The organism is Nioella sp. (genome assembly GCF_964229645.1).
Taxonomy (GTDB): domain Bacteria; phylum Pseudomonadota; class Alphaproteobacteria; order Rhodobacterales; family Rhodobacteraceae; genus Nioella.
Window position 1 is genome coordinate 1 of the sequence record NZ_CAXREX010000292.1, and the last position, 10,298, is coordinate 10,298.

Genomic DNA, 10,298 nt, shown 5'->3' on the forward strand with positions numbered 1-10,298 from the left:
CGCTTCAAGGCCAGCTCGGAGACCGCGAAAAAGAAGAGGAAGGAGACGCCAATGTTGACCCCGTCATGAACCGACCGACATACTGACAGGCGGGTCAAATCTCGATGACAATGCTGGGTCAGTTCTCAGTGACATCCAACAATCTTTCGTCTTGAAGTGCGCTCCTGCGCATAGGTCGCAGGAGCGCCGTTGTTCTACTTTCGTCCTTCATAGCCGCCAGATTCTTCCCGGGCAACGGGCGGCGGTTGCGATCCTGTGGAAAAGCATGAACCTTCATGGTCATGATCCAGTGGCAAAAAAATCTCTGTTCCGGTCTTGAATATTCTGGATGATGCCGTCACGTTCACCGCACGATGAACACGACGCACCACACCCCTTTCGCGCTCATACGGACGGCCTGACTCAGGTCCCGTGACCGGTCTCAAGGCCGGTCCCCGAATGATGAACGCGAAGGTGCGCATGCTCCACATCCTCACCCCACTCCTCGACGCGATACGCGCGTGGTCCCGCCGGTCTCCGGCCGATCTCGCCGTTTCCCGTCCGGATGCCGATCCGGACTATCGCGTAGAGGGGTCTCCCCATGTTCGATATTTCCGGTGGCATCCTGCTGCCGAACCCGTCCGTCGCCGATCGCAATGTGCCCTTGGCGTCCAAGGGTCATTGCACCGGCCTTGCCGTTCTCGGTGAAGGCGAAGGCACCCGTGTCCAGGCCGAAAGCTGGCTCGAACTCTGCCACCTGATGCTGCTGAACGCAGATGAAGAGGTGGCCGAGCTCGCCGAGCAGCAGCGGTTCACCTTCGGTGATCATGAAGATGATCTCCGGGAGCACATCTTCGACGTCGTCGCCACCCTGCAGGATGGCTACCGCATCGCCTATACCATCAAGCCGGAAATCCGTCTCGTCTCCGGGGTTTTCCTCGAAGAGATGGCCGAGGTTGCCTGGTGGGTGCGCGAGTACGACTATGCCGATGACGTCCAGCTCCTGACCGACGCGGACATCGATCAGATCGAGCTGCGCAATGCCCAGATGTTCGCCGCCGTGCGCGAAGCGGACCCGGAGGCCGATGACGCGGCGACGCGCGCCATCGAGGCCCTGCCCGAAGGCGCCTGCCGGTCGCTGCGAGATCTCACGATCGACACGGGGATGAAGGCGCGCGGTTACTCGGCGCTGATCCGGCTCCTGCGCCGGGGCTTCGCCGTCCAGATCGAGCGCGGGATCATCCGCCCGGCCACCCTGATCAAGCGCAGCTACCGCCTGCAGCCGACGGTCTACCGCACGGCCTGATCCAGACCACTCCTGACATCGCCTCACCCCGCGCGCGACTCGCCTGCGGGACCAATCTCCTCATGCCCGGCCACCGGCTGCGCGGCACCACAAGGACTTTCCCATGGTAAATGCCACGACCTTCCCGACCTTCTCCCTGGACATGCACCACATCTACCGGATCCACGAGAAGGAGTACCGGTTCGTCTATCTCACCGGCGGTAACGCAACCTTCTCCGAGATCGGGAACCCGCACCAGACCGTCACCTACGAGACCGGGACGCTTAACCGCCTGAGCGCTATTGGTAACGTCGAGGTCGTGCCCTACGGCCTGATGCCGGAGCACCTGCGCCCGGTGGTGAACGATTTCGAGGACGTGATCCTCGCTGGTCTGCCGCCGGCGCTGCGCAAGCGGGTCGAGATGCGCCACGCTCTGGTTCAGGCCTTCCTGCAGCTGAAGGCCGACGGGCTGACCAAGGGCACGGACGAGTCGATCAAGGCCAACATGCAGATGATCGTCCTCGCCGCCGAGGATTACCTCGTCGAGGAACTGATGGAGCCCGGCTACGCCGAGGCGCTGCAGGCCTACCGCGCCGGTGAGGGCCGCAAACCCAAGGCCCGGCACGGGGTGCTGATCCCCGATCACGTCTCGCCGCGCGCCCTGCGCACCTGGGTCGCGCTCTACAAGCTCGGGGGAAAGAAGGCCCTGGTCGACAAGTGCGTGAACCAGGGCAACCGCTTCAGCGCCTACACTGTCGACGAACGGGCGCTCATGGCCCAACTTGTAAAGAAGCATTACATGTCGCTCCAGCGGAAGACGATCGCCATCACGGTGACCGATGTGCAGGACGGCTTCGCGAAGGAGAACAAGCGCCGCGAGGAGGAAGGTCTGCAGCCGCTGCGCGTCCCCGGTCGCGAGATGATCCGCCTCCACATCAAGCGCCTCGACAAGTTCCATGTCCTGGTCGCGCGTCATGGCCAGAAGGAAGCCATGAAGAAGATGCGCGCGGTGAAGACCGGCCTCGAGATCCTGCGCCCTTATGAGCGCGTCGAGATGGACGAGTGGCATATCGACCTTCTCGGGATCCTGGCCGAAAGCGGCCTCCTCGACATGTTCAGCGAAGCCGAGCTCGAGGCGCTTGGGCTGAACAACCAGACCATGCGCTGGTGGCTGGTGGTGGCGATCGACTGCCGGACCCGGGTGATCCTCGGCATGGTGCTCACGGCCAACCCGCGCACCTCGAGCGCCAAGAAGTGCCTCAACATGGTGGTGAGCGACAAGGGCGCTTTCGCCGATGCCGTCGGCGCCTTCACGCCCTGGCCTGGCGCAAACACCCCGGAGACCCTCGCGGTTGACAACGGGCCGGCGCTGAAGGCGGCCGAGCTCTCGACCACCTGTGCTGACCTCGGGATCACCAAGCTGCAGACCATTGCCGGAACGCCCAGCATGCGCGCGTATATCGAGCGGGTCTTCCGGACGCTGTCCACGACGCTCCTGCCGCGCCTCTACGGACGGACCTTCAACAGCGTGCAGGCCCGGCCGGGCATCCGTCGGAGGAGCGTGCCTGCCTCTCCGCCGAGGACATCGCGACGATCCTGGTGCGTTACGTGGTCGACATCTATCACAACACGCCGCACGAGGGTCTGAATGGCCGGACCCCGCTGGAACAGTGGGAAGCCGATCAGGAAGACGGCAACTTTCCGCTCCGGGCGGCCCCGACGCGCCGCCGTAAACGCCTGGCCCTTGGCCTGCCGCTGACCCGCGTGGCGCAGCAGGACGGGATCCGCGTGATGAACGTGCAGTACCACAATGAGAAGTCGGCCCGGTGGTTCCTGAAGCACGCGAACAAGGAGGTGAAGGTGCGCTGGCTCGACGAGAACATCGGCAGCATCGAAGTTCAGATGGATGGCGTCTGGCAGGAGGTTGAAGCTGTCTCGCCGATCTTCCATGACGTCGATGCCTCGACTTGGGCGGCCGCCCGCCGGGCGGCCGCCCGCCGGGCGCTGCGCGCCAAGGACGGCAAGCGCAAGGAATGGGAGGAAGGCGTGATCCGTCGCGCGCTGGATGACATCGAGGCCCTGAACGCCAAGCGCGGCGCCGCCTACAAGATCATGGATCACGCCTGGTCCGAGAAGCGCCTTGTGGCGCTGGAGGAAGAGGCCGTTGCGAATTTCACGGTGGTCAAGGATCGCGAAGAACTGACGACGCCGGCGCGCGGTCGCGGCCGGTCCATCGAGCCGAAGGCGCCGGAAGCCATGCAGGCGGAGCCCGTTGCACCGGTGGTGGAGCCCGCAGAACCTGACGCCCACGCAGTCTCCGACGATGCCCAGCCATCGGATGCCGCGGCAGTCGACGCTGATCGCACGCCCCAGGCCGCCGCGCCCGAGGCTGCCCCGAAACCCAAGCAGCAGCGCAAGACCAAGGCTGACCCTGCACCGAAGAAGTCCTCCCTGAAGATCGAGAAGGATGGCGATGACGAAGTGTGGGAATTCGACTGAGATGACCGGAGAGACCATTATGACCAAGACCGCCGCCGCCGTGATGGCAGATCTGCGCAAGATCCACATCCGCACCGAGCGCGAAACCCTCCTGAAGGATGCGCTGGTGCGCCTCTTCCAGGAGGATGATGCGGGAAACCTCACCCATGAGCCCGTGCGGTTCACCGACGGCTCCGAGACCCACGGCGTTGCGCTGATCGAAGGCTCCGGCGGCGGCAAGACCACTGCCATCCGCAAGACGCTGAAGGCCTTCGAACCCCTGCGCGAAAACCCGGAGACCGGTCAGCCGCGTTAGCTCCAGGTGAAGGTCGAAAGCCCGGCCACGCTGCGCAGCCTTGGCGTCGACATGCTCAAGAAGCTTGGGATCGATCGGGTGGCGGACCGGACCAAGGTCTACGAGGTCTGGGACATGGTGCGCCGGCGCCTGCGCATCCTCGGGATCACCCTGGTCTGGATCGACGAGGCCCAGGACATGTTCAAGGAAACCCTGGCGGCCGAAACGCAGTCCATGTTCAAGATGCTGAAAGGCCTGATGCAGGGGGATCACCCGGTCGTGGTGGTGCTCTCCGGCACGGACCGGCTGGGCGAGATCACCAAGGTGGATGCCCAGGTGAACCGGCGCTTCTCGAAGATCCGCCCCTCGGCACTGGAGTTCGGCGTCCACAACGAGGCGATCGAGACCTTCACGCGCGGCTTCGCGAAGAAGGCCGGGCTCGACATGGACCTGAGCGGCGAGACCATCAACCGGATCATCCGCGCCGGCCGCCACCGGTTCGGGCGCTCTATCGAGCTGATCCTGATGGCCGTGGAATGCGCGCTGCGCGATGGCGCAGACACGCTGCGGATCGAGCATTTCGAGTTGGCATTCGGCATCCACGAGGGCTGCGAGATCACGGCGAACATCTTCGCGGTCACGGATTGGACGGCGCTGGTGCTGGATGATGACGAGGCCGAGCCTGCGGCGCCGGTGAAGAAGAAGGGCGCCACCCGCGCCCGGAAGATGGGTTGATCATGACCTTGCATCCGATCCTGCCCGTCCTCGAATGGGAAAGCCTGACCTCCTATCTGAACCGGGTTGCCCGGTTTCACTGTGGGATGGAGCTTTTCGACTTCTTGTCGTTCATCGAATTGCCGCGAAATGCGCTCATCACGCCGCAGCAGGAGACCTTTGACCGCCTGGAGGGGCTCCTCGGTTTGCCGGGCAAGACTCTTGGCCAGATGGCCTTCCAGTCTGCCGGGGGCCGCATGCGGGTCATCGCTGGTGAGACCGTGCATTCCGAATTCACGGCGATGAAGACCACCAGCTTCTGCCCGATCTGCCTTCTTGAGGATCAAGAGCCGGACAGCCCGTCGCGGAGCATGCGGGTCGGCCGCATCACTTGGCAGATCGAACATCTGCGCGTCTGCTCGAAACACGGTGTCGAGTTGGTTCGTCGCCCGTTGGGCACCTTCTCGGAAGGCCTGCAGGTGATGTCCGACGTGGCTCCGGATGACGCCGTGTTGGAGCAGTTGGCAACCCTGGCGCCGGGGCGCACGCCCTCGGCGCTGCAGCACTACATCGAGCACCGCCTGGCGGGCGAGGCTGGTCCGGCCTGGCTGGACGATCAGCCGATCGACCTGGCGGCGCGTGCCTGCGAGATGCTGGGCGTCATCCTGACCGCCGGGACGCATGTGAACCTGAAGACCCTGGACGGGCTCGGCTGGCATCGCGCCGGTGACACCGGCTGCCGGGCGGCCTCACGTGGCGCGGAAGGGATCCGTGCCGCGCTGGAGCTGCACCTGGCGCGCATTCCCGAAGAGGAGCGCCGCGGCGGGCCGCAGCATGTGCTGGGGCGCCTTTACCAGTGGCTGCAGTTCAAGAAGAACACCAAGGCGGTCGGGCCGATCCGCGAAGTCGTGCGGGAGTTCATCCTGGACAGCTTCCCGATCCCGGCGGGCACCGATCTCTTTGGTGAGGCGGTGGACCGCCAGCGCGTGCATTCCGCTTACAGCCTGGCGAAGGTGTCGACCCTGCATGTGAAAACGATCGTCCGCGCCATGGTGCTGGCCGGGGTTCTCGATGGCGATCCGGACCGGGCACAGTCCCACCTGGTGTTCGACGCCGACGAAGGCGAGGCACTGGCGCGCCGGATCGAGACCGCGCTGACAGGCAAAGCCCTCGAGGGGCATCTCAACTGCAATCGCGTCCAGGCGCAGCAGCTGGTCCGGAGCGGGGTGATCCCGCGGATCATTGACGGCGAGCATGCGAGCGGAGCGTTGAAGGGCGTGGCCTTGGCCGACGCCGATGCTTTCCTGGATCGGTTCATGGCGCAGGCAAAGCAGGTGAACGTCGCGTCTCCGGGCGTCGTGGATATCGTCGCCGCTGCCGAGGCCGCGCGCTGGCCGGTGCTGGATATCGTCAACGGCGTGCTGTCCGGGCTCTTCGCCCGGGTTGAGGTCGTGGATCCGGCGCTGAAGTTCAAGGGCGTGCTGGTCGACCCCGAAGAAGTCCGGCTCGTCCTGTCCCGCAACAAAGCGGCTGGGCGCGTGGGGATCGAAGAGGCTGTCGCCCTGATCGGTATGCCGGTGCATGGCGTGAATGCGCTTCTGCGGCTGCGGGATGGTGATGGGGCACCCTACCTGAGCGAATACCCCGGGGTGAACGCGAAGGGTGCCACGGTGCGCCTGTTCGACGTGTCGGAGATCCTGGCGTTTCGGCGTGGGCATGTGTCCCTGAAGGAGGTCGCCGAGGCGCAGAGCTTCTCGCCCAAGGTCATGAAAATGAAATTGGATGGGCGCGGGGCGGTGCCGTTGGCGCCGGGGTATGAGCTGGGGCGGATCTGGTATCGGCGGGCGGATTTGGGGGAGTTGGCGGGATAGGTGGGGATAAGGGGTGCCCTGATCTTCGGATCGCCGTCTCGATCCTTAATGTTGTGCAAGTCATTTCAACAGACGGGGTGAAGTATGATCTCGGATCAGGCCGTTATTTTTGCGATTATCCTTTGTCTTCTGGTGTCGTTCTGCTCTGCTGCATGGTCTTTGAGCGTACTTTCGGAGGCGCGGCGGGTTTCGGAGGCAGAAGCGCGTCTCCGCGCTGTCGTTTCCATCGCAAGCATCGACGATTTTTTAACGACTTCGCAAATATCAGGCAGGCGATACGTAAATATGAATTTAGGGCGCCTGGAGATCCTCTATTGTCGAAGAGTCTTAAGCTGCACACATTGATCTCTGAAGATATTGCAGCTCTGGATTTGCGCTATGTTCAGGGAATTGAGGAAATGCTTCTCCGTTCGGGTTTTACCACGCCTGGGATGAGGCGCATCGATGCCGTTCTGGGGTTGCCGGAATTCCGTCCCGCAATTGAGAGAGCCTTGATCGCGCTTTTTCGTGGAAGCGAAGTATTCGTAACCCCGGGAGGCCTGAGGTTCGAACCAAATCTGGAGCCTGCTTGGCAGGTCGTTTATGCCCCTCTGATAAATTATGTACGATCCGTAAAACATGCAGCCAAGGAGGATGAGGTATTTCATTCGGCCGAGATTCTGCACGGATGTCTTCAAATTGTAAATCAGATCGAGCGACAGGCATGGATGATACTGCGTAGCGGGCCGGAGCACGGCTTCCCGAATGAAGATATGCGAAAGTTCTGGGAGAAGGCTGGCGTTGAAGAGACGATACAGGAGCAAAGATCGCTATACACCGACAAAGCGGGAGAGTGGGTTCGGCAGGAATTTTTTCCGACCTGGTTTCGATCAAGGGTGCCATCTTCCTTGAACCACGCAAGGGGCGACAACACAATTTGAAAGCGACACCAAAGACTTGCGTATGTGCGAAGCCAATCTTACACGGTGGACCACGTGATTTCCCGTAAGACAGGTGTTTGATTGAAGATTTCCTGGAAAACCTCCGCCGCAGGCATCGCCGTGATCCTCGCCGCCGTGATCGGCATCAACCAGTTCCGCGTCAACACCCATGCCGCGGAAGCCATGCGTTACCGGGACGTCAGCGCGCTGGCCTACTACCGTTACGGCGTATCGCCGAGCAGCATCGTCCTGGATCTTCGGGACGTCGGCCCCGAGAGCAGCGCCGCGCGCACGATCGGCGGGCTGGTCGACTTCGCCGAGAACCTCTCCGACCGGGAGTTCGACGAGGTGGTGCTCGTCTGGCGCGGCGAGGCGCGCTTCATCCTGGGTGGAGATGACTTCCGCGAGATGGGTCGGACGGCGTCCTACCAGAACCCTGTCTACACGATCCGGACCCTTCCCGAGAAACTGCGGCGGCCGGATGGGTCGCGGGCCTTCTCAGTCTGGACGGGTGGCATGATCGGCGTGCTGGGCGCCCAGATGGACGATGTGAACGACTTTGCCGGGCAGTGGTACCTGGATGATGCGATCGCAGGGAGGTGATTGACGGGCGCCCAGAGGATGGATGTACGCATCGGGCACGGCGCGTTCGGGGCAGGCCGAAACGTCCTTCGGGGCTACCCGCGCAGGATTTTTCGATCCAGAACCGGATCCTGGCCGCGGATGTAGCGCTGGATATGCAGGAGGTTCGAGAGAAGCTCTGCCGTGAGGCCTGCGTCGAGCTGCCCGAGATAGGAGTTTTGAACGCTCATTATCCGTTTTTCCTCCGGGGGCCCGGGCAGGAATACCAAGCGGAATTGGCTGAAACAGACATAGGTCGACCGGGCACTATCGATCAACGTTCCGTCGATATCGGCATTGCTGAGCTGGCGGCCGAATTCGCCTTTTGGCGGCGGGGAATGGGAGATCATGATGGCTAGACAGAGGGCCTTGAGGGGCTCTTCGACAAGCCCCTTGGAGGCAATCATGTGCGACCGATCCGGCTCGTCGAAGATCCTGGCTATTACGGCAGGATGTGGCCAAACGGCGCGGCAGTTCGGAAAATGCAGTCCGAAAACGTCGCCGACGCGCAGATGCGTGGCCGCACTGGGCGCCGGTTGAAGCATGCCGACTCAGCTCGCGAGCGCTCCATCCTTGCACAGCATGTCGAACAGGTCGTCATCCATCCTGCCATTGGCATCATGGGCGGTAATGTAGGTGACGCCGTCGAGCGCGCGAAGGCCTTTGATGTCAGGGGCTTGGACACGGCCTTTCGCGCGCGGCAGGACTGTCGGCACCGCGCGTCGCACTTGGCGTCGCCTCTGGAGCATTCCGGTCATGAAGTGCATGATAGCCATGAACTGGTCCTCTTTGGTTCCCTTAGATGGCACAGATTGGCCTCAAGGTCAATGTTTCCGGCACATGAGAGACTCGCCGGTCTCCCCTTACATGCGGTAAACGCGGCGTCCACCGGTCAGTTCCCATGCAATTGTATCGATCATCCGAGGAAAAGACACGCGACGCCGATATCTGTCGCGAGATCGGCAAGGGGATGGCCGAGGCCAGGGCAGCCGCTGAAGAGCGTCACGCGCGTCACAGGCGGTATGAGCGACCGCATCCACCGCCCAAGTTCTTCCCACAGCTGAACCGATGAGAGCCCTCTCAAGCAATGCCTTACCTGTCCGATCCAGGGTTGTCAGGCTCGACTGCCGAGTTTTTCATGTTGGCATGTTATAGTGTAACGAAGTCATCCTGCTGGCGTGCGCCGCGTGTTTCGGGGCCGCATGTTAGGATGGCTGTGCATCACTATGAGGTTCGACATGACGCAAAACCAAACAGCATGGACCGCTGAAAGTGTCCGCTCCGCAATTGTCCGTTGCTTCCAGAGGCACCCCGCAACGAAGATGGTAGTCTCACAGACCGATATCGGCATGCCAGTCGGCTATCTTCACCAGACCATTTTCAAACTTGGGGTCTCCTGCCTTGAGAATGATGCACGGTTCTTCGATGTCGTCATTCAGGATGATCTTCCTGGTTCCTCCCATGTCGTCTTCGTCGCGTCTGCAGAGGCTGTAGAACAGCTACGCAACAAACCGAGAAAGAAGGTGGTCTACCGGAAGCCATCAAGCGGAAATGTGGGCTGGGACGGTCATCGAGATATCGGCAGGTCAAACGTAGGCTGGTGAATATCGTAGTTTCACTGGCAGAAATAGACCCGCCGCAGTGGCATACCCGCCCGCCGCCGCATTTTCCGCGTCCAATGTTTTCAATGGGTTGCTGATAAGCTGGTGCCAGATACTGCCTGGGAGTTTCATGTGGCGTGCCACGCCAAATGACCTAACCGTCTCAAAAGGCCATTTTGCCTGAGAAGATGAAGAAACGGCCCCGGGGAGTACCCGAGGCCGGTTGCATGTCGCGCTGTGGCGATGCCTGGTGGAGCGGTCCGGGATCGGCACGATGAGCCGGACAGGTATTGATGCGTTCTGCATTTCCATGACCGGGTAAACAACATGCTGTCGGCACTGGACTGTCTCTGCCCGTCCTGTATTGATGGCCGCCGAAGCGGTCCGGGTTTGTCCGGAAACCGTGGAAAAGACCTATCAAATCTGTGGGAGGAAACATGGATCGTCGTTCTTTCATTCGCCGTGGTGCCCTGGCAGGCGCCGGTGCCGCAGCGCTGGCCAGCCCGGCCGTCGCGCAGGACCGTATCACCTGGC

Annotated in this window: 11 protein-coding genes; 9 read left to right on the forward strand and 2 right to left on the reverse strand. The window is 62.2% G+C overall.

What is annotated here, in order from left to right; translation table 11 throughout:
- The first annotated feature begins 580 nt into the window (after positions 1-580).
- The 8 genes from ACEQXV_RS18605 (at position 581) to ACEQXV_RS18640 (ending at position 8,145) form a co-directional block, all read left to right on the forward strand.
- Positions 581-1,285: a hypothetical protein gene (locus ACEQXV_RS18605; RefSeq protein WP_370270416.1), complete on the forward strand. Its 705-nt coding sequence runs from the start codon at positions 581-583 to the stop codon at positions 1,283-1,285.
- Between the two features lie 103 nt (positions 1,286-1,388).
- Positions 1,389-2,912, forward strand: a complete 1,524-nt coding sequence (locus ACEQXV_RS18610) for a hypothetical protein (protein ID WP_370270417.1) — start codon at positions 1,389-1,391, stop codon at positions 2,910-2,912.
- Complete coding sequence (locus ACEQXV_RS18615) at positions 2,864-3,763, forward strand: hypothetical protein (RefSeq protein ID WP_370270419.1); 900 nt, start codon at positions 2,864-2,866, stop codon at positions 3,761-3,763. The genes ACEQXV_RS18610 and ACEQXV_RS18615 overlap by 49 nt, the downstream gene beginning before the upstream one ends.
- 19 nt (positions 3,764-3,782) lie before the next feature.
- A complete protein-coding gene (locus ACEQXV_RS18620) occupies positions 3,783-4,058 on the forward strand; it encodes a hypothetical protein (protein ID WP_372526186.1) in 276 nt (91 codons plus the stop codon).
- Positions 4,059-4,064: 6 nt separating this feature from the next.
- Positions 4,065-4,772, forward strand: a complete 708-nt coding sequence (locus ACEQXV_RS18625) for a TniB family NTP-binding protein (protein WP_370270421.1) — start codon at positions 4,065-4,067, stop codon at positions 4,770-4,772.
- Between the two features lie 2 nt (positions 4,773-4,774).
- The gene (locus ACEQXV_RS18630; protein ID WP_370270422.1) at positions 4,775-6,622 is read left to right on the forward strand and encodes a TniQ family protein; all 1,848 of its coding nucleotides are present in this window, start codon (positions 4,775-4,777) and stop codon (positions 6,620-6,622) included.
- Between the two features lie 77 nt (positions 6,623-6,699).
- Positions 6,700-7,542, forward strand: coding sequence for a hypothetical protein (locus ACEQXV_RS18635; protein WP_370270424.1), 843 nt, complete (start codon positions 6,700-6,702; stop codon positions 7,540-7,542).
- 81 nt (positions 7,543-7,623) lie between these two features.
- On the forward strand, positions 7,624-8,145 hold the full coding sequence (locus ACEQXV_RS18640) for a hypothetical protein (RefSeq protein ID WP_370270425.1): 522 nt from the start codon (positions 7,624-7,626) through the stop codon (positions 8,143-8,145).
- Positions 8,146-8,219: 74 nt separating this feature from the next.
- On the opposite strand, the gene ACEQXV_RS18645 is transcribed toward ACEQXV_RS18640, so the two are convergent.
- Complete coding sequence (locus tag ACEQXV_RS18645; RefSeq protein WP_370270426.1) at positions 8,220-8,708, reverse strand: hypothetical protein; 489 nt, start codon at positions 8,706-8,708, stop codon at positions 8,220-8,222.
- A 6-nt stretch (positions 8,709-8,714) separates the two neighbouring features.
- Positions 8,715-8,939, reverse strand: coding sequence for a hypothetical protein (locus ACEQXV_RS18650; RefSeq protein WP_370270427.1), 225 nt, complete (start codon positions 8,937-8,939; stop codon positions 8,715-8,717).
- A gap of 462 nt (positions 8,940-9,401) precedes the next feature.
- On the opposite strand from ACEQXV_RS18650, the gene ACEQXV_RS18655 reads away from it, so the two are divergent.
- Complete coding sequence (locus ACEQXV_RS18655) at positions 9,402-9,767, forward strand: hypothetical protein (RefSeq protein WP_372526189.1); 366 nt, start codon at positions 9,402-9,404, stop codon at positions 9,765-9,767.
- Positions 9,768-10,298: the final 531 nt, after the last annotated feature.

Bases quoted from the DNA above. Each gene is read 5' to 3' on its own strand.
- ACEQXV_RS18605 (WP_370270416.1), top strand. From the start codon at position 581: ATGTTCGATATTTCCGGTGGCATCCTGCTGCCGAACCCGTCCGTCGCC.
- ACEQXV_RS18610 (WP_370270417.1), top strand. From the start codon at position 1,389: ATGGTAAATGCCACGACCTTCCCGACCTTCTCCCTGGACATGCACCAC.
- ACEQXV_RS18620 (WP_372526186.1), top strand. From the start codon at position 3,783: ATGACCAAGACCGCCGCCGCCGTGATGGCAGATCTGCGCAAGATCCAC.
- ACEQXV_RS18630 (WP_370270422.1), top strand. From the start codon at position 4,775: ATGACCTTGCATCCGATCCTGCCCGTCCTCGAATGGGAAAGCCTGACC.
- ACEQXV_RS18645 (WP_370270426.1), bottom strand. From the start codon at position 8,708: ATGCTTCAACCGGCGCCCAGTGCGGCCACGCATCTGCGCGTCGGCGAC.
- ACEQXV_RS18650 (WP_370270427.1), bottom strand. From the start codon at position 8,939: ATGGCTATCATGCACTTCATGACCGGAATGCTCCAGAGGCGACGCCAA.
- ACEQXV_RS18655 (WP_372526189.1), top strand. From the start codon at position 9,402: ATGACGCAAAACCAAACAGCATGGACCGCTGAAAGTGTCCGCTCCGCA.